Origin of the sequence: Dermacoccus sp. PE3 (genome assembly GCF_001021715.1) — a bacterium.
Taxonomy (GTDB): domain Bacteria; phylum Actinomycetota; class Actinomycetes; order Actinomycetales; family Dermatophilaceae; genus Dermacoccus; species Dermacoccus abyssi.
Genome location: NZ_LDCM01000003.1, coordinates 444,613 through 460,741, shown reverse-complemented (window position 1 = coordinate 460,741; position 16,129 = coordinate 444,613). Strand labels below are relative to the sequence as shown.

16 protein-coding genes and 2 tRNA genes are annotated in these 16,129 nt (G+C 68.1%); 11 read left to right on the top strand and 7 right to left on the bottom strand.

The window, feature by feature from the left end:
• Positions 1–33: 33 nt before the first annotated feature.
• The 6 genes from AA983_RS10065 to AA983_RS10040 all read left to right on the top strand — a co-directional run bounded on the left by AA983_RS10065 (position 34) and on the right by AA983_RS10040 (position 6,557).
• The gene (locus AA983_RS10065; protein WP_047312227.1) at positions 34–1,224 is read left to right on the top strand and encodes a CdaR family transcriptional regulator; all 1,191 of its coding nucleotides are present in this window, start codon (positions 34–36) and stop codon (positions 1,222–1,224) included.
• 78 nt (positions 1,225–1,302) lie between these two features.
• Positions 1,303–2,478, top strand: coding sequence for an acyltransferase domain-containing protein (locus AA983_RS10060; protein ID WP_047312088.1), 1,176 nt, complete (start codon positions 1,303–1,305; stop codon positions 2,476–2,478).
• Complete coding sequence (locus AA983_RS10055) at positions 2,478–3,458, top strand: beta-ketoacyl-ACP synthase III (protein ID WP_047312087.1); 981 nt, start codon at positions 2,478–2,480, stop codon at positions 3,456–3,458. Before AA983_RS10060 ends, AA983_RS10055 begins: the two co-directional genes overlap by 1 nt.
• A 93-nt stretch (positions 3,459–3,551) precedes the next feature.
• Positions 3,552–3,800: an acyl carrier protein gene (locus AA983_RS10050; RefSeq protein WP_047312086.1), complete on the top strand. Its 249-nt coding sequence runs from the start codon at positions 3,552–3,554 to the stop codon at positions 3,798–3,800.
• 94 nt (positions 3,801–3,894) lie between these two features.
• Positions 3,895–5,145, top strand: a complete 1,251-nt coding sequence (fabF, locus tag AA983_RS10045) for a beta-ketoacyl-ACP synthase II (protein WP_047312085.1) — start codon at positions 3,895–3,897, stop codon at positions 5,143–5,145.
• Positions 5,142–6,557 (top strand): acyl-CoA carboxylase subunit beta, encoded by a 1,416-nt coding sequence (locus AA983_RS10040; protein ID WP_047312084.1) that lies wholly within the window; start codon positions 5,142–5,144, stop codon positions 6,555–6,557. The genes fabF and AA983_RS10040 overlap by 4 nt, the downstream gene beginning before the upstream one ends.
• An 80-nt stretch (positions 6,558–6,637) precedes the next feature.
• On the opposite strand, the gene AA983_RS10035 is transcribed toward AA983_RS10040, so the two are convergent.
• Both AA983_RS10035 and AA983_RS10030 read right to left on the bottom strand, forming a co-directional pair.
• A complete protein-coding gene (locus AA983_RS10035) occupies positions 6,638–7,153 on the bottom strand; it encodes a DUF3145 domain-containing protein (RefSeq protein ID WP_047312083.1) in 516 nt (171 codons plus the stop codon).
• Positions 7,154–7,309: 156 nt separating this feature from the next.
• Positions 7,310–7,383 (bottom strand) — tRNA-Ile (locus AA983_RS10030).
• Positions 7,384–7,589: 206 nt separating this feature from the next.
• Between AA983_RS10030 and AA983_RS10025 the strand changes: the two genes are divergently transcribed.
• The 4 genes from AA983_RS10025 (at position 7,590) to AA983_RS10010 (ending at position 10,910) form a co-directional block, all read left to right on the top strand.
• Positions 7,590–8,378, top strand: a complete 789-nt coding sequence (locus AA983_RS10025; RefSeq protein WP_197078999.1) for an amino acid ABC transporter ATP-binding protein — start codon at positions 7,590–7,592, stop codon at positions 8,376–8,378.
• Between the two features lie 37 nt (positions 8,379–8,415).
• Positions 8,416–9,240, top strand: a complete 825-nt coding sequence (locus AA983_RS10020; RefSeq protein ID WP_082128850.1) for a glutamate ABC transporter substrate-binding protein — start codon at positions 8,416–8,418, stop codon at positions 9,238–9,240.
• A 75-nt stretch (positions 9,241–9,315) separates the two neighbouring features.
• Positions 9,316–9,996 (top strand): amino acid ABC transporter permease, encoded by a 681-nt coding sequence (locus AA983_RS10015; RefSeq protein ID WP_047312081.1) that lies wholly within the window; start codon positions 9,316–9,318, stop codon positions 9,994–9,996.
• The gene (locus AA983_RS10010; protein ID WP_047312080.1) at positions 9,993–10,910 is read left to right on the top strand and encodes an amino acid ABC transporter permease; all 918 of its coding nucleotides are present in this window, start codon (positions 9,993–9,995) and stop codon (positions 10,908–10,910) included. The genes AA983_RS10015 and AA983_RS10010 overlap by 4 nt, the downstream gene beginning before the upstream one ends.
• Before the next feature lie 114 nt (positions 10,911–11,024).
• Here the strand turns inward: AA983_RS10010 and AA983_RS10005 are convergent.
• The 5 genes from AA983_RS10005 to AA983_RS09985 all read right to left on the bottom strand — a co-directional run bounded on the left by AA983_RS10005 (position 11,025) and on the right by AA983_RS09985 (position 15,136).
• Positions 11,025–11,097 (bottom strand) — tRNA-Asn (locus AA983_RS10005).
• Between the two features lie 97 nt (positions 11,098–11,194).
• Positions 11,195–13,165 (bottom strand): DNA primase, encoded by a 1,971-nt coding sequence (dnaG, locus tag AA983_RS10000; protein WP_047312079.1) that lies wholly within the window; start codon positions 13,163–13,165, stop codon positions 11,195–11,197.
• Between the two features lie 62 nt (positions 13,166–13,227).
• Positions 13,228–14,451: a deoxyguanosinetriphosphate triphosphohydrolase gene (locus tag AA983_RS09995; protein WP_052947060.1), complete on the bottom strand. Its 1,224-nt coding sequence runs from the start codon at positions 14,449–14,451 to the stop codon at positions 13,228–13,230.
• The gene (locus tag AA983_RS09990) at positions 14,448–14,861 is read right to left on the bottom strand and encodes a DUF3806 domain-containing protein (protein ID WP_047312078.1); all 414 of its coding nucleotides are present in this window, start codon (positions 14,859–14,861) and stop codon (positions 14,448–14,450) included. The genes AA983_RS09995 and AA983_RS09990 overlap by 4 nt, the downstream gene beginning before the upstream one ends.
• Positions 14,861–15,136, bottom strand: a complete 276-nt coding sequence (locus AA983_RS09985; RefSeq protein WP_047312224.1) for a DUF2277 domain-containing protein — start codon at positions 15,134–15,136, stop codon at positions 14,861–14,863. The genes AA983_RS09990 and AA983_RS09985 overlap by 1 nt, the downstream gene beginning before the upstream one ends.
• A 68-nt stretch (positions 15,137–15,204) precedes the next feature.
• Between AA983_RS09985 and AA983_RS09980 the strand changes: the two genes are divergently transcribed.
• Positions 15,205–16,068 (top strand): sulfurtransferase, encoded by an 864-nt coding sequence (locus AA983_RS09980; protein WP_047312077.1) that lies wholly within the window; start codon positions 15,205–15,207, stop codon positions 16,066–16,068.
• The last annotated feature ends 61 nt before the right edge of the window (positions 16,069–16,129 follow it).

Genomic DNA, 16,129 nt, shown 5'->3' with positions numbered 1-16,129 from the left:
GGCCTCGGCGGCCGTGACGGTACGGTGTGGCGCATGGTTGCGCACTCCCCCGTCTCCGACGCGTCGATGACGGCGATCCACCGGGCGAGTTCGGCCATGGCCACCCACGCGAGCGCCCGCGTCGAGAGCCGTCACGCGTGGTTCTCCGACCTCGCGGCCGACGATCGCAGCTGGATCGGCGTCATCGCCCAGGACGGCATCCGTTCCTTCCTTGCCTGGCTGCGCGACCCGTCCGTCGACGACTCGCACGCCATCGACATCTTCGCCAACGCCCCGCGCGAGCTGGCGCGGCGCATCACCCTGGAACAGACCCTCGACCTGCTGCGCACCGTCATCGAGGTGGTCGAGGAGGAAGCGCCGCAGCATGCGCGGGCCGAGGAGCGCGCCACGGTGCGCGAGGCCGTTCTGAGATACGCGCGCGAAGTGGCGTTCGGGGCCGCGCACGTCTATGCCCGAGCCGCGGAGTCACGCGGCGCGTGGGATGCCCGACTCGAATCCCTCGTCGTCGACGCCGTCGTCCGCGGTGAGCCGGACGAATCCCTCGGCTCGCGTGTGAACGCTCTCGGGTGGGCCGAGGTGCGCGGCGTGACGGTGGTCGTCGGCTCCAGCCCCGCGGGCGGCGAGTCGAGCGTCGTCGACCCGCTGCGGCGCGCCGCTCGTCATGCCGGTCTCGAGGTGCTCGTCTCGGTCGAAGGACGACGCATGATCGCCATCATCGGGCCGGTGACGGATCCGATCGAAGCCGCGACGACCCTCGCAGATCATTTCGGACCGGGCCCCGTCGTCTGTGGCCCCAAGGTGCCCCACCTCTACGCTGCCGGGCGCTCCGCCCGCGACGCCATCCGCGGTTACGAGGCGGCGCCGGCGGCACCACAGCTGCCTCGCCCGACCCGAAGCGACGACCTGCTCGCGGCCAGGGCCGTTGCGGGAGACGACAAGGCGCGCCGCGCGTTGGCCTCCATCGCGACCGGCACGCTCGACGTGGGTTCGCCACTGGGCGACACGGCCCGCACGTACCTGCGCACGGGTTCGCTCGAAGGCACCGCGCGCGAGCTGTTCGTCCACGCCAACACTGTGCGATACCGGCTCGGACGCATCCTCGACGCCACCGACCTCGACCTCACGGACACCCATGACGCGTTCGCTCTGCGGCTCGCGATCATGTTCGCCGACCTCGAGGCCGGGCGCCGCGCACGACGCCCCCGCGGGGACGTCGGCTTGTAGGAACCCTACAAATCACACTCGCGAAGTTCGTCGCCCGCCCGGTCGCAGTGCAGGGGCCAGGCCGGGCAGAGTGGAACCGTGCTTGCGATCGTGTGCCCTGGACAGGGCTCCCAGACCCCCGGTTTCCTTCGCCCGTGGCTTGAGCTGCCGGATTTCCGCTCCCGCATGACCTGGCTGTCGGCCTGCGCGGGTATGGACCTCGTGCACTACGGCACCGAGGCCGACGCGCCCACCATCAAAGACACGGCAGTCGCACAGCCCCTCATCGTCGCGAGCGGGCTCGTCTCGCTTCTCGCGCTGTTCGAGCACCCCGTCGAGGGCTTCCGTTCGGTCAGCGCCGGTGCGGGCCACAGCGTCGGTGAGATCACCGCAGCTGCCGCCGCGGGCGTCCTCACGGCCGAGCAGGCCATGGTGTTCGTGCGTGAGCGCGGCGCCGGAATGGCCGACGCGGCCGCCGTCACCCCCACCGGCATGAGCGCCGTCATGGGCGGCGAGCAGAGCGAGGTCGTCGCCCACCTCCAGGCCAAGGGCCTCACCCCCGCCAACATGAACGGCGCCGGCCAGATCGTCGCCGCGGGCACGCTCGAGCAGCTCGAGGACCTCAAGGCCGACCCGCCGGCCAAGGCCCGCGTCGTGCCGCTGCCGGTCGCCGGAGCGTTCCACGCCGAGCACATGGCGCCCGCGCTGGACCGCCTCTCTGCCTTTGCCGGCGCCATCTCGACGCACGACCCGCGCATCCCGCTCGTGTCGAACAAGGACGGACTCGTCGTCCACGACGGCACGAAGGTGCTCAAGCGTCTCGTCACCCAGGTGAGCAACCCGGTTCGCTGGGATCTCACGATGGAGACGTTCAAGGCCATGGGCGTCACGGGTCTCATCGAGATTCCCCCGGCGGGCACGCTCGTCGGCCTGGCCAAGCGGGCGATGCCCGGCGTCGAGACGCTCGCCGTCAAGACCCCGGACGACCTCGACGATGCGCACCGCATGGTGCGGGAGCACGGCGTGCTCGAGGACGACATCGAACCGGCTTGGCGTCTCGTCATCGCGCCGGCCAAGGGCACGATCACCCGCGCGCCGCTGGCCGAGGGCGACACGATCCGCCCCGGCGAGACGATCGGCCAGGTCGTCACCGCACGTGACGCCTACAACGCCGTGGCGCCGCACGGCGGGCGCATCATCGAGTGGCTCGTCGAGGACGAGGACCCGGTGTCGCCCGGCCAGCCGCTCGTCCGCCTGCACCCGGCAGGTGCGTGATGGCGACGATCACCCAGCGCACCGGAGCCGAGTTCACCCGCGTGCTCGGCGTGGGCGCCTACCGCCCGGAACGCCTCGTGACGAACGACGAGATCGTCGGTCCGATCGATTCCTCCGACGAGTGGATCCAGGAGCGATCGGGCATCAAGACCCGCCGTTTTGCGCGTCCCGACGAGACGATGCTCGACATGGCCGAGGCCGCCGCCCGTGAGGCGATCGCGAACTCCGGCATCGACCCGTCACTCATCGACGGTGTCCTCGTCGGTTCGGTCACCCACCACCTGTTCACCCCCGCAGCTGCACCGATGCTCGCCGACCGCCTCGGGCTCGACAAGCCGGCAGCCATCGACATCGCCGCGGCGTGCGCCGGCTACTGCTTCGGCATCGGCCTGGCCTCGGACATGATCCGCTCCGGCGATGCGAGCCACGTGCTCGTCATCGGCGCGGAGAAACTGACGGACGTTCTCGACCTCACCGATCGCGGTTCGGCTTTCATCTTCGGTGACGGCGCCGGAGCGGCCGTCGTCGGCCCGAGCGACCACGTCGGCATCGGCCCGACGATCTGGGGCAGCGACGGCTCCGGCTGGGAGTCGATTCGTCAGGTAGGCGAAGGCCACCAGGCCGACCCCAGGATCACGATGGCCGGCCAGTCCGTCTTCCGCTGGGCCGTGTGGAGCATGGCTCCGGTTGCACTGCAGGCCGTGGAGGCCGCAGGGCTGACACCGGACGACATCGACGTGTTCATCCCCCACCAGGCCAACACGCGCATCATCGACGCGATGGTCAAGCAGATGAAGCTGCCCGAGCACGTCAAGGTCGCCCGCGACATCGTCGACATGGCCAACACCTCCGCGGCGTCGGTGCCGCTGGCCGCCGAGCGGATGATCCGTGAGGGCCAGGCCAAGAGCGGCGACATCGCGCTGCAGATCGGCTTCGGTGCCGGCCTCGCGTACGCCGCGCAGGTCATCGAGATTCCGTAACCCACCAGTTCCCGCGCCTCGGCGGGTAACCCGAGGTGAGTCAGATACCGACCTCGATCGAATGCCGATCGAGCAACCACAAGGAGAGACACCATGGCTGCTTCCGAGCAGGAGATCCTCGCCGGCCTCGCCGAGATCGTCAACGAGGAGACGGGCATCGACGCCTCGTCGGTCCAGTCGGACAAGTCCTTCACCGACGACCTCGACATCGACTCGCTGTCGATGATGACGATCGTCGTCAACGCCGAGGAGAAGTTCGGCGTGCGCATCCCGGACGAAGAGGTCAAGAACCTCGTCACCGTCGGCGACGCCGTCAACTACATCAAGAATGCCCAGGCCTGAACCTTCACCAGGCCGGACGACGGTGGCTCACCCGCTCGGTGAGCCACCGCGTCCCACCCGCTTCCGTCACACCCCGCACCGAGGAGTTCGCCTCATGAGCGAGAACCGCCGAGTCGTCATCACCGGCCTTGGAGCCACCACTCCGCTGGGCGCCACCGCGCCCGCCACCTGGGAAGCTCTGCTGGCCGGCAAGAGCGGCGCCCGCACCCTTGAGGAGAGCTGGGTCAGCGAGTACGAGCTGCCCGTCACCTTCGCCGCCACGCTCGCCGAGAGCCCTGCCTCGACGCTGGCGAAGGTCGAGCTCAAGCGCATGGACCCGTTCACGCAGTACGCCATGGTGGCGGCTCGCGAGGCGTGGGCCGACGCCGGCTCCCCCGAGGTCGAACCGGCGCGCCTCGCCTCCGCCATCGGTACGGGTATCGGCGGCGTGCAGTCGCTGCTCGACCAGTACGACGTGCTCAAGGAGAAGGGCGCGCGTCGCATCTACCCCCTCACTGTGCCGATGCTCATGCCGAACGCTGCCTCCGGCAACGTGTCGATGGAGTTCGGCGCCAAGGCGGGCGCTCACACGTCGGTTTCCGCGTGTTCCTCGGGTGCGGAGTCGATGGGCTTCGCGGCCCAGATGATCGCCTCCGGTCGAGCCGACATGGCCATCGCCGGCGGTAGCGAAGCACCGATGCACCCGCTGCCGATCGCCGGTTTCGCTGCTGCGCGCGCCATGTCGACGCGCAACGACTCCCCCGAGACTGCTTCGCGTCCGTGGGCTCCCGACCGTGACGGCTTCGTGCTCGGCGAGGGCGCGGCTGTCGTCGTGCTCGAGGAGTACGATCACGCCAAGGCCCGTGGCGCCACGATCTACGCCGAGCTCGCGGGGCTGGGAATGTCCGCTGACTCCTACCACATCACCGCCGGCGACCCGGAGGGTGCAGGTGCCGCTCGCGCCATGACCGAGGCCATCACGAGCGCCGGGTTGACGCCCGCCGACATCGTGCACATCAACGCCCACGCCACCTCGACGCCGGTCGGTGACGTCGCGGAAGCCACCGCGATCCGCCGTGCGTTCGGTGACGCTGCCGGTGGCATCGCGGTCACCGGCACGAAGTCGATGACGGGCCACCTCCTCGGTGCCGCAGGTGCACTCGAGACGCTCATCGCGGCTCTCACCGTCCATCACCGCCTCGTGCCGGCCACGATCAACGTCGACGAGGTGGACGAGCCGTTCGCCGACCTCGACCTCGTGCGCGGCGAGGCGCGCAAGCTGCCCGACGGCGACGTCGCCGTTCTCAACAACTCGTTCGGCTTCGGCGGCCACAACGTCGCCGTAACCCTCAGGAGTGCTTCATGAACGCCCTCACCGCTGCGCCGGAGGCGCCTGCCGCCGACCCGCGCGACCCGAACCTGCGTCTGGAGAACTTCCTCGACGACGGCACGGTGGAGATCATCAACGAGGTCGAGAAGTCGGGCTTCGTCTCGGCGCGTGGCCGCGCGAACGGCGCACCCGTCGTCGTGTTCTGCTCCGACGCTCGCGTCCAGGGCGGTGCCATGGGCGTCGAGGGCTGCAAGGCCATCGTCGAGGCGTACGACATCGCTCTCGCCGAAGGCACGCCGATCATCGGCCTGTGGCACTCGGGTGGTGCCCGCCTCGCGGAGGGCGTGGTCAGCCTCCACGCCGTGGGTGAGGTGTTCGCCATCATGACGCGCGCCTCGGGCAAGATCCCGCAGATCTCCGTCGTCATCGGCGCGGCCGCGGGCGGCGCGGCGTACGGCCCGGCCCTCACGGACGTCGTCATCATGGCCGAGAAGGGCCGCATCTTCGTCACCGGTCCTGACGTCGTGCGCAGCGTCACCGGAGAGAACGTCGACGCCGCGCGCCTGGGTGGCCCGGAGCCACACGGGCGTCGTTCGGGTGTGGTCCACGTCGTGACGGAGACCGAGGACGAGGCGTTCGAGCGCGGACGCCTGCTCGCCTCGCTCATGGCCGATCAGCGTGAGTTCGATGTCGCGGGCACCGAGGAACGCGACCTGGGCGAAACGTTCCCCGAGAACGCGAAGCGTGCCTACGACGTGCACCCGCTCGTCGACAACCTCTTCGACGACGCGGCCGAGATCATCGAGCTCCACGCGAAGTGGGCGCCGAACATCGTCACGGCCCTGGGGCGTTTCGGTGGACGCACGGTCGGCGTCATCGCGAACAACCCGATGCGCCTCGGTGGCTGCCTCGACTCCCCCGCCGCCGAGAAGACGGCCCGCTTCGTGCGTATGTGTGACGCGTTCGGCATCCCGCTCGTCGTCCTCGTCGACGTTCCGGGTTACCTGCCGGGTGTCGGCCAGGAGTGGGACGGTGTCGTGCGTCGCGGCGCGAAGCTGCTGCACGCGTTCGGCGAGTCGGTGGTCCCGCGCGTGACGCTCGTGACGCGCAAGACGTACGGCGGCGCATACATCGCGATGAACAGCCGTTCGCTCGGCGCGACGAAGGTGTTCGCGTGGCCGAGCGCGGAGGTGGCCGTCATGGGTCACGTCGCGGCCGTGCGCATCCTGCACCGCCGTCGTCTGGCCGAGGTCGAGATCGACGACCGTGCGCGCGTCGAGGAGGAACTGGCAGCGGAGCACGCAGTGCTCGCCGGCGGCTTGGAGCGCGCGCAGGAGATCGGTGTCGTCGACGAGGTCGTCGAGCCGACGAAGACGCGCGGAGCACTCGTGGCTGCGCTCGCCGAGGCTCCGGCTCGCCGAGGCGAGCACGGCAACATTCCGCTGTGACGTTCGCTCACTGACTGCACGCGAAAGGGCGGTGCCTCCCCCAGAGGAAGGCACCGCCCTTTGGTGTGTGGGCGTCGGGGTCAGCCGACGCGGTGGAGCCAGCGCACGGGCGCACCGTCACCGGCGTACCGGAAGGGCTCCAGTTCCTGGTCCCAGGCCGTGCCGAGCAGTTCGGCCATCTCGGCGCGGAACTCCTGCGGGTCGCCGCCGCTCGCCATGAGGGCGCTGCGCAGTCGGTCCTCGCTGACGACGGCGTCGCCGCTGGCGGAGGTCCAGGTGTGATGGATGCCCAGGCTGGGCGTGTGCGACCAACGCGAGCCGTCCGTGCCGGCCGAGGGCTCTTCGGTGACCTCGTAGCGCACGTGATCCCAGCCGCGCAGGGCGCTGGCGAGCCGCGCGCCGGTACCGGCGTCACCGGCCCAGCTGAACTCGGTGCGCACGAGGCCGGGCGCGACGGGCTGATCGGTCCACTCGAGGGACACGTCGAGGCCCAAGATGCTCTCCAGGGCCCATTCGATGTGCGGGCACAGCGCCGCTGGGGTGGAGTGAACGAACACCACCCCGCGGGTCATGACGCGTGAGGACGTCATCGACATCCGAACCTCCTGTGTGCGCGAGGGACGTCTTCCCCAACGACCTCATGCGATTTCAGGTGTTCGAACTGTGCGGTTGTGGCCCCATCATGCCTCACGGGGCACGGCGAAGGCGAGAACGCCGCGCGGGCGGGCGCGGTCGAAAACTGGACTTCGGAGTAGGGCGGGTGGGGCTTGAACCCACGACCCAAGGATTATGAGTCCTCTGCTCTGACCGGCTGAGCTACCGCCCCGAGCCCGGCGCTCAGGCGCCCGGCACTCGCGGAAGTGTAGCCGCTCGCTCCCAAGGACGAGTCCGCAGCCAACACCGGGTGCAGCGCCCACGTGGCCGCGAACCCCCAAAACCCTGTCATACCTATGCTTGTGTGTTTGTACCGATTAGGTCACAGGTGAGCATCCGATAGCGCTCATCCGTGCAGGCGTTACTACGCTCACATCCATGACTGGAGCCACCACTGCCACCGAGCAGTCCGACATCCGGGCGAAGCGCGGCGAGCCGCTCGTCGTTCTCGAGGGTGTCAACAAGCACTACGGTGACCTGCATGTCCTGACGGACATCAACCTCACGATCAACCGCGGCGAGGTCGTCGTCATCCTCGGCCCGTCGGGTTCGGGTAAGTCGACGCTGTGCCGCACGATCAACCGCCTCGAGACGATCGAGAACGGCACGATCCAGATCGACGGCAAGGAGCTTCCCGCCGAGGGAGCGGGCCTCGCGAAGCTGCGCGCCGACGTCGGGATGGTCTTCCAGTCGTTCAACCTCTTCGCCCACAAGACGATTCTCGACAACGTGACCCTCGGCCCGATCAAGGTGCGCAAGAAGTCCAAGGGCGACGCCGAGTCGCGCGCCATGGAACTGCTCAAGCGCGTGGGCGTCGACCACCAGGCCAAGAAGTTCCCGGCCCAGCTCTCCGGCGGTCAGCAGCAGCGTGTGGCCATCGCGCGCTCTCTCGCCATGGAGCCGAAGGTCATGCTCTTCGACGAGCCCACCTCCGCCCTCGACCCCGAGATGATCAACGAGGTCCTCGACGTCATGGCGCAGCTGGCCAAGGAAGGCATGACGATGATCGTCGTCACGCACGAGATGGGCTTCGCCCGTCGCGCTGCCGATCGCGTCATCTTCATGGCCGACGGCGAGATCCTCGAGCAGGCTGAGCCCGAAGAGTTCTTCACCAACCCCAAGTCCGATCGCGCCAAGGATTTCCTCGGCAAGATCCTCACCCACTGACCCTCGGGTCAGGTCTTTTACCAGGAGGAAATCCATGATGAAGCGCGCAATCGCCACGGTCGGCGTCGCGTCCCTCGCCCTCGGCCTCAGCGCCTGTGGCGGCAGTGACGACGAGTCGAGCTCCGGCTCGGGCGACAAGGTCAAGATCGGCATCAAGTTCGACCAGCCGGGTCTCGGCCTCAAGGCCGGTTCCGACTACAAGGGTCTCGACGTCGACGTCGCCAAGTACGTCGCCAAGGAAATGGGCTACGAGGCGGACAAGATCGAGTTCGTCGAAACGCCGTCCAAGCAGCGCGAGAAGATGCTCGAGAACGGCTCCGTGAAGATGATCTTCGCGACCTACTCGATCACCGACAAGCGCAAGAAGGTCGTCTCCTTCGGTGGTCCCTACTTCATCGCCGGCCAGTCGGTCCTCGTGAAGTCGGACAGCTCGATCAAGAGCGTCTCCGACCTGTCGGGCAAGAAGGTCTGCTCCGTCACCGGTTCGACGTCGGTCGACAACCTCAAGGAGAAGCAGCCGAACCTCGTGCCCCAGAAGTACGACAAGTACTCCGAGTGCGCGGACGCTCTCGCCTCGGGCGCCATCGAGGCCATGACGACGGACAACACGATCCTCGCCGGCTACGCCAACCAGGACGCCTACAAGGGCAAGTTCAAGCTCGTCGGTGACCCGTTCACCGAGGAGAAGTACGGCGTCGGCCTGAAGAAGGGCGACAAGGCCACCTGCGAGAAGGTCAACGCCGCGATCAAGAAGATGGTCGACTCCGGCGAGTGGAAGAAGGCCGTCGAGGCCAACCTCGGCGCCGACTTCAAGTACGACACCAAGGTGAACCCGCCGAAGTCGTTCGAAGCCTGCTCCTGATCTATCTGACGCGGCGGGTGGGGCCGGTGAACTTTCACCAGCCCCACCCGCCTCGCACGTTCCGAAAGGCATTGCATGTCAACGCTTTTCAGCGATTATGATCTGCTGTCCGCGCTGTGGATGACGATCAAGCTGACGATTGCTGCGGCTATCGGTTCCCTCGTCGTGGGCACCCTGGTCGCCGTTCTGCGCATGTCGCCGGTGCCGATGCTGCGTTTCCTGGGCACCTCGTACGTCAACATCTTCCGCAACACGCCGCTGACGCTCATCATCCTGTCGTGCAACCTCGTGCTGTGGGCAAAGCTGGGTATCAACCTGGCTGACAGCAAGAGCCCCGACTTCTTCGACACGAACAACTTTCGCCTGGCGGTCGTCGGTCTCGTGCTCTACCACGCGTCGTACGTCTGTGAGTCGCTGCGTTCCGGTGTGAACACCATTCCGCTCGGGCAGGCCGAGGCCGCTCGCTCGATCGGTCTGACGTTCGGGCAGTCGCTGCGCGAGGTCATCCTCCCCCAGGCCTTCCGCGGCTCGATTGTTCCGTTGGGCAACGCCCTGATCGCCCTCACGAAGAACACGACGGTCGCCGTCGTCATCGGCGTGGCTGAAATGGCTGCGATGCTCGCGAAGGTCACCGAGGACGACCCGGGTCTGCTCAACCAGGCCTTCGTGGCCTCGGCGATCGCCTTCGTCCTCCTGACCCTGCCGACCGGACTTCTCGTCGGCCACCTCGGCAAGAAGTTGGCGGTGAAGCGATGAGCGCCGGAGTTCTCTTCGACGCGCCGGGCCCCAAGGCCCGCCGTCGTCACATGATCCTGACCGGGGTCGGCGTCCTGCTGTTGGCAGCCGTCCTCTGGGTCGTCTACAAGCGACTTGACGACAAGGGACAGTTCACGGCCGCCATGTGGAAGCCGTTCACGGACCCTGAGCTGTGGAAGGAGTACATCCTCCCCGGCCTCGTGGGCACGCTGAAGGCGGCCTTCGCCGGCATGATCGGCGCGACGATCTTCGGTGTCATCTTCGCGATGGCTCGCATGTCGCAGATCAAGCCCCTGAGCTGGGCCGCGGGTGTCATCGTCGAGTTCGGGCGCGCCGTCCCCGTCCTGCTCATGATGCTGTTCCTCTACGGCGCACTCACCCGCGGCGGCGCCGAGGACATCCACGCCTTCATCGCGACCGTCACGGCCCTCGTCATCTACAACGGTTCCGTGGTCGCCGAGGTCATCCGCTCCGGCGTCGACCAGCTGCCCAAGGGCCAGCGCGAGGCGGGTGTCGCGATCGGTCTGACCGACTCGCAGACGCTGCGTTCGATCCTGCTCCCCCAGGCTGTCACCGCCATGCTGCCGACCCTGATCAGCCAGCTCGTCGTCATCCTCAAGGACACGGCGCTGGGTTACCAGGTTCAGTACGGCGAGATGCTCTACAAGGGCAAGAACGCCTCGACGATCTTCGCCAACATCGTGCCGACGCTCATCGTCATCGGCACGATCTACATCCTGCTCAACTACGCGATCTCCAAGGTCGCCGTGCTCGCTGAGAAGTGGCTGCAGAACCGCGGCCGCGCAGCCGAGGACAGCGCTCAGGGCGGCGGCCCGGCGGGCGGCGTCACAGCCGGTGTCGCAGCGGTCGGTGCCCCCGGCGTCGACCTCGCAGCACACAACAAACAGGTGTAGGTCGATCCCTCGGCGAGGCCCCCACGATCTGATCGTGGGGGCCTCGTTCGTACCTGTTCACCGACCCGGAGACGGGCAACGAGAAGGGCCGCTTTCGCGGCCCTTCTCGTTGTGCTCCCCCACTTGGACTCGAACCAAGAACCCTCCGATTAACAGTCGAATGCTCTGCCAATTGAGCTATAGGGGAATGCTTGACCCAGCGGCCCGGGCTCTCACCCGAACGTTTGGCGCGCCGTAACTGTAGCAAAGGTTTCTCAGCCGTTCATAATCGCCTTGCCACCGGTTCAGCGCATGCCGGCCTCACGCAGTCGGTTGAGCTGAGTCTGCAGTTCGAACAGCCTCGCGCTGGCCGCGCGGGAGTCGTCGGCGTAACCGCTCGCGCCCGGGTCCAGACGGCGCAGGCGGCCCAGAGCGTCGGCGATCGCCGCGTTGAGCGCGCCCTCCTGCACGTTCTGGATGAGCGCCCCGACGTAGCGCTCGTCGGGGCGCCCCGTCGTCGGGTCGAGCTTCGTCGGCAGGTCGCGCACGACGAGTTCGGTGAGCACGTCGTGCAACTGCGGGTCGGTGCTCGAGCGGATGGCCTCGTTCCACGCCCCGATGGACGTCACACGTGACGGCCCGCCCGCCTTGATCGCAGCATCCAGGATGAACCGGTGCGCCGGCGCGCGAAGGTCGCCGGGGCGCAGTTGCTCGAAGACGGTGCCCTTCAACGACTCGGGGTACTGGAGCATCACCTGGAGCAACTGCCGCTCCCCCGCGATCGTCGGATCACGAGGATCCGGCTTGGGGATACGCGGACGCTCCGGCGCGACCGGGATGCCCGCGTCGGGGCGACTGGCTGTCTCGTTCTGCTGCTGCCCCTCAGGTGGACGCTGGGCCGTGGCACGCCGGTTCTCGTAGCGTCGAGCCGTACCGCCCTTGGGCGCGGTACGAACGGCGGCGTTGAGCTGTTCGATCTCGACACCGATCCAGCCCGCCACCGTGCGCACGTACTCCGGACGCAAGGTCGTGTCGCGGATGCCCGCAATGATCGGCGCAACAGCCTTCATCGCCGATACACGACCCTCGGCGTGGTCGAGATCGAACCCGGAGATCGTCGTACGCACCGCGAACTCGAACATGGGCACCGCGTCGTCGATGAGGGCCTTGACCGCCTCGTCGCCGTGGCGCAGCCGCAGGTCGCACGGGTCCATACCGTCCTTCGCGACGGCCACGAACGACTGGGAGGCCCAGCGCTGATCCTCCTCGAACGCCTTCATCGCTGCCTTCTGGCCGGCTGCGTCGCCGTCGAAGGTGAAGATGACACGGGCCGGCGTACCACCGGCCTCGTCCCGCATGATGCGGCGCAACGACTTGATGTGGTCGACGCCGAAGGCCGTGCCACAGGTCGCGACGGCGTTGTCGACGCCGGCCAGGTGCGCGGCCATGACGTCGGTGTACCCCTCGACGACGACAGCGCGGCGCTCACGCGAGATCGTCTTCTTCGCGAGGTCAAGGCCGTAGAGCATGTGGGCCTTCTTGTAGATCGGCGTCTCGCTCGTGTTGAGGTACTTCGCCTCGATGCGGTCGTCGTCGAAGATCCGGCGCGCGCCGAAGCCGACGGTGTCGCCCGTGATGTCACGGATCGGCCATACCACTCGCCCGCGGAAGCGGTCGTAGAGCCCGCGCGAGGACTGCCCCGCCAGACCAGAGGCCGTCATCTCGTCGGGGTTGAAGCCCTTGGCCTGGAGGTGCGCGACAAGAGCGTCACCGGAACGCGGCGCAAAGCCGACGCCGAAGTGCTTGGCGTGGGTGCCGTTGAAGCCCTTGGCCCGCAGGAAGTCACGCCCGGCGCGGGCATGCTCGCCCTTGTCGCCGATGAGCCGCTCGAGGTAGAACTCCTCGGCCACCCGGTGGGCCTCGACGAGACGCATGCGGCGCCCGGCCGGCTCGCGGTCGGGGCGCTCGCCCTCCTCGTAGCGCAGCTCCAAGCCGACCTTCGCGGCCAGACGCTCGACGGCGTCCGTGAACGTGAGGTGCTCGAGCTCCATGACGAAGGAGATGACGTCGCCCGACTGGCCACACCCGAAGCAGTGGTAAACGCCGACAGCGGGGCGCACGGTGAAACTCGGCGTCTTCTCATCGTGGAACGGGCACAGGCCCTTGAGCGAACCGGCACCGGCCCGACGCAGCGTGACGTGCTCGGAGACGACGTCCTCGATGTCCACGCGGTCCTTGACGGCAGCGATGTCCTCCGCCTTGATGAGACCGGCCACGTCGCTCCTTCCGGGATCTTCACGCGTCCCCTTAGTCTAGGCGCGCGGGGTGTTCGCCTGGCTCAGTGACTGTGGACGCCGAGGCGCACGGCCCGGGCGTCCGTCAGGCTCGCCACTTGGTCCACGACGACGCGTAGCGCCTCCGCGTCCGACGTGGCGTGTTCGATGTCGTCGAGGAACATGGGGTCCATGTCGTCCGGATGCTCGGCGAAGTGCGCCACGAGCGCCTCCACGACCTCACGCTGCCGTGTGTGCTGTTCGTCGCGCATCGGAGTGAACATGACGAAGTGCGCCGAGATTCCCTTGAGCACGGCCACCTGAGCGCGCACGTCGTCCGGGATGACGAGGCGTGCCTCGTAGCGCACGAGCGGGGCACTGCCGTAGCGCTCCCGCGTGGCGTCCTCGGGCGCTGCCGCGAAGCGTCCGACGAGGGTGCTCGTCATGTCCTTGAGAGCCGCGAGATCGCGGCGGGTGCCGTCGTACGTCGCTGGAAGGTCGTCACGCAGAACCCGTTCCAGCGCTTCGTCGAGGACTGCCGCCGGCAGGTCGGGCGCATACATCCGTGCGGCCACCTCGACGACAGCCGCCCGCTCCGCCGTGCCGCCGAGCGCCTTCAGGTCCAGGGCCTCGGCCGCGATGGCGTCCTCGACGTCGTGCACGCTGTAGGCCACGTCGTCGGCCCAGTCCATGATCTGCGCCTCGAGACACGTGCCGCCTTCCACACCGTCACGCACGAAGTCGAAGACGTCGCGATCGTCCTCGTACACCCCGAACTTGCGGGAGCCCTCGGGGCCGTGGCCGCGCCGCCAGGGGTACTTCGTCGACGCGTCGAGCGTCGCCCGCGTGAGGTTGAGCCCGGCAGGGCGCCCCTTCGGGGTCTGACGCTTCGCCTCGAGGCGTGTGAGGAGTCGGAACGTCTGGGCGTTGCCCTCGAAACCACCGATGTCGTCGCACAGAGCGTCGAGGACCTGCTCACCGAAGTGCCCGAACGGTGGGTGCCCCAGATCGTGGGCCAAACATGCGGCGTCGACGACGTCGCTGTTGCACCCGAGAGCGTCTGCCAGTTCGCGCCCGATCTGCGCCACCTCGAGTGAATGTGTCAACCGGTTGCGAACGAAATCGTCCGTACCTGCCTGCCACACCTGCGTTTTCGTCGACAACCGGCGCAAGGCCGCCGAGTGGACGATGCGCGCCCTATCGCGCGCGAAGTCATCACGATCGGAGCGCTTACGTGTCAGATCCTCGACGACGTAACGCTCGCGGTCGGCGGCGGTGTAGGCGTTCAGCGAAGGGCCTCGAGCTGCTTGCGAAGGTCGGTGGCCCAGCCGTTGAGCCAGTCGCGGCGCATCTCGTTCCAGGCGTCTGCGATGAAGTCGCTGGGGAACATGATGCTCGACTCGTCCGGCAGGGAAAGACCCAGGTCGCGGCCGTCCGCATCGGTGATGACGCGCCACTCGAGGACGGACTCCAGCGTCAGCCACTGGCCGAGCGCGAAGCCGAGCATGGCGACGAACGGCGTCGGATCCTCACGCTCGTCCTCGTCCTGGTCAAGGACGTCGTCGACGTAGCTCTCGTACGCGCGATCGATGGAGCGGACATCCGTGACGTCGATGTTCCAGCGCGCAGCATCGTCGAGCCACTTGTCGAGCACCTCCTGCTCGGCCGGCCCCACGGGTTCGATGGTGATCTCGCTCATCAGCTGGCCCTCCCGTAGCGCACGCGAGCGCGCTCGCGCGCCTTGATCGCCTCGACCTCTCGGTCCTTCGGCGGAGCGTTGGTGACCAGGGAGTCGATGAGTTCGCGCGACGCCGCGGTGATCGCCTCGACGGCCGCCTCGTACGCGGCCTCGTTGGCGGCGGAGGGCTTGGTGGATCCACCGATCTTGCGCACGTACTGCAACGCTGCGGCGCGCACCTCGTCGTCGGTGGCCGGAGGCTCGAAGTTGTTCAACGGACGGATGTTGCGGCACATGCGCATAGCGTTGCACATTCCGCCCACTACGACGGCAGTCGAGCGGCCCCGCCCACTACGCTGAGAGCATGACTCGCCTCCCGCACCCCCTGGTCTCGGCCACGCGCCTGAAGCAGCGCCTCGACGCCGGTGAACCCATCACGCTGCTCGACGCGCGGTGGGTGCTCGGTGGCGAATCGCAGCGTCCTGCCTACGCAGAAGCTCACCTTCCCGGCGCACGCTGGGTGGAGTTCGAGGACGCCCTCACCGGAACGCCGGGCGACGGCGGAGAAGGTGGCCGTCACCCCATGCCGAACCGGAAGAGCTTTCAGTCGGCCATGCGCGCCGCCGGCGTGATGAACGACGTTCCGGTCGTCGTCTACGACGCCTCCAACTCCCTGGCGGCCGCCCGTGCGTGGTGGCTTCTGCGCTACTTCGGCAAGCTCGACGTCCAGGTCCTCGACGGAGGGTTCGACGCCTGGGTCGCCGCGGGTGGCGACGTCGTGCCCGGCGAGGACTCCGCCGCCGAGGAAGGCGACTTCGTCGCCACACCGCGCCATCTCACCGCCGTCGACGCCGAAGGTGCAGCCGACCTCGCAGACCGCCACCTGCTCATCGACGCCCGATCCCCCGAACGTTTTGCCGGCCAGAACGAACCCGTCGACGCCGTCGCCGGACGCATCCCCGGCGCCGTCAACATCCCCGCGCTATCGAACGTCGGCCCAGACGGGCGCTTCCTGTCGACCGACGACCTCGCCATGCGGTTCACCGCCAAGGGCCTGCCCACGCACCAGCGCGTCGGCGTGTACTGCGGCTCCGGTGTGCAGGCCATGCACCTGGCTCTCGCCCTCGAAGTGAGCGGCGTGTTCCCGGACCCGGCCGTCTACGTCGGATCGTGGTCGGACTGGATCACCGATCCCGATCGTCCGGTCGAGAGCGACGCCTGGACCTGAGCCCCCGTTCCATCGACGAAACGGCCGTGGCCGCTCCCCGACTGATCGGGAGCGGCCACGG

Coding starts and splice junctions, on each gene's coding strand:
- AA983_RS10035 (WP_047312083.1), bottom strand. CDS start 7,153: ATGTCGATGACGTCCTCACGCGTCATGACCCGCGGGGTGGTGTTCGTT.
- AA983_RS10065 (WP_047312227.1), top strand. CDS start 34: ATGGTTGCGCACTCCCCCGTCTCCGACGCGTCGATGACGGCGATCCAC.
- AA983_RS10055 (WP_047312087.1), top strand. CDS start 2,478: ATGGCGACGATCACCCAGCGCACCGGAGCCGAGTTCACCCGCGTGCTC.
- AA983_RS09980 (WP_047312077.1), top strand. CDS start 15,205: ATGACTCGCCTCCCGCACCCCCTGGTCTCGGCCACGCGCCTGAAGCAG.
- AA983_RS10015 (WP_047312081.1), top strand. CDS start 9,316: ATGTCAACGCTTTTCAGCGATTATGATCTGCTGTCCGCGCTGTGGATG.
- AA983_RS10050 (WP_047312086.1), top strand. CDS start 3,552: ATGGCTGCTTCCGAGCAGGAGATCCTCGCCGGCCTCGCCGAGATCGTC.
- AA983_RS10010 (WP_047312080.1), top strand. CDS start 9,993: ATGAGCGCCGGAGTTCTCTTCGACGCGCCGGGCCCCAAGGCCCGCCGT.
- AA983_RS09985 (WP_047312224.1), bottom strand. CDS start 15,136: ATGTGCCGCAACATCCGTCCGTTGAACAACTTCGAGCCTCCGGCCACC.
- AA983_RS10020 (WP_082128850.1), top strand. CDS start 8,416: ATGAAGCGCGCAATCGCCACGGTCGGCGTCGCGTCCCTCGCCCTCGGC.
- fabF (WP_047312085.1), top strand. CDS start 3,895: ATGAGCGAGAACCGCCGAGTCGTCATCACCGGCCTTGGAGCCACCACT.
- AA983_RS10040 (WP_047312084.1), top strand. CDS start 5,142: ATGAACGCCCTCACCGCTGCGCCGGAGGCGCCTGCCGCCGACCCGCGC.
- AA983_RS09990 (WP_047312078.1), bottom strand. CDS start 14,861: ATGAGCGAGATCACCATCGAACCCGTGGGGCCGGCCGAGCAGGAGGTG.
- AA983_RS10025 (WP_197078999.1), top strand. CDS start 7,590: ATGACTGGAGCCACCACTGCCACCGAGCAGTCCGACATCCGGGCGAAG.